This is a genomic window from Neisseria sp. P0009.S007, assembly GCF_051962515.1.
Map to the genome: position 1 here is coordinate 1 of NZ_JBQCVF010000540.1, position 1,007 is coordinate 1,007.

Genomic DNA, 1,007 nt, shown 5'->3' on the forward strand with positions numbered 1-1,007 from the left:
TTAAACGTATTGTCGAGGGTATTGACGTTGCTGATGGAGTTGGTAATTTGTGACATTACGCGGTTCCAACGGGTAACCGGGGCGGCGGTAACGTAAACGGTGTCTTCGGAACGCAGTTTGAATTCGCTGCCCAGCGCGTAAGAAGTCGCATCTTTCAGGTTGAGCTGATAGATGTGGATAGGTTTGGCCGCATCTTCTGGTGCGCGGCGGATCACGAATACGCCGGTTGCATCAGCATAGTTTTGGTTCATGCCGCCGACTTCGCCGAGCGCTTGGGTCAGGTTGAGGCCGTGATTGCCGATCGGCAGGGTGGCTTGTTTGCCGACTTCGCCCATGATGTAGATTTTGTTGTTGCTGCTGTTAGGAACGTAAACGATGTCGCCATGGCTGAGGAGATGGTTTTGCGACATATCGCCGTATTGCAGCATGTCTTGCAGGGAAATGGTGCGGTCGACGCCGTTGTGCGTCCATTTGATGTGTTGGGTGTCGGCACTTTGGGTGACGCCGCCAGCCTGGTTGATGGCATCCAAAATGGTCATCGGAATATTGGTAATCGGCAGTTGACCTGCTTGGTTGATGGCACCGGATACTGAAATACGTTGCGAACGGAATTCGGTAACGTTGATGGCTACTTGAGGGTTTTTGATGTAGCGTTTCAGAAGGCTGGTCAGGGTGTTTTGCAATTCGTCCAAAGTTTTGCCTTTGGCTTGAATTTTGCCTGCCAACGGGTAAGTGATGTAACCGCCCTCATCTACCCAGGCGCCGCGGCTGACTTGGTTGGTTTGCGGGTTGCTTTGTTGGATAGGGGAGTTGAGGTCGGAGTGCGCCCAAACCATGATATTGAGGACGTCGCCGCTGCCGATGCGGTAGCGGTAAGCGCTTTTACTTTGCTCCAAACCTTGGTTGTTTTGGGAAAGTACAGGCGGCTTGCGCATTTTTTCAATCAGGTTGGGCGTGATGGGGTAAACGGCAACGCGGCTGTCGAGGTTGGTATCGGCTGCGGTGTC

General features: G+C 53.0%; 1 protein-coding gene. It reads right to left on the reverse strand.

Features of this window, described 5'->3' with window-relative positions; translation table 11 throughout:
• The coding region (locus ACTHS3_RS14640) for a polysaccharide export protein (protein WP_440368330.1) at window positions 1-1,007 on the reverse strand (1,007 nt) is incomplete at both ends.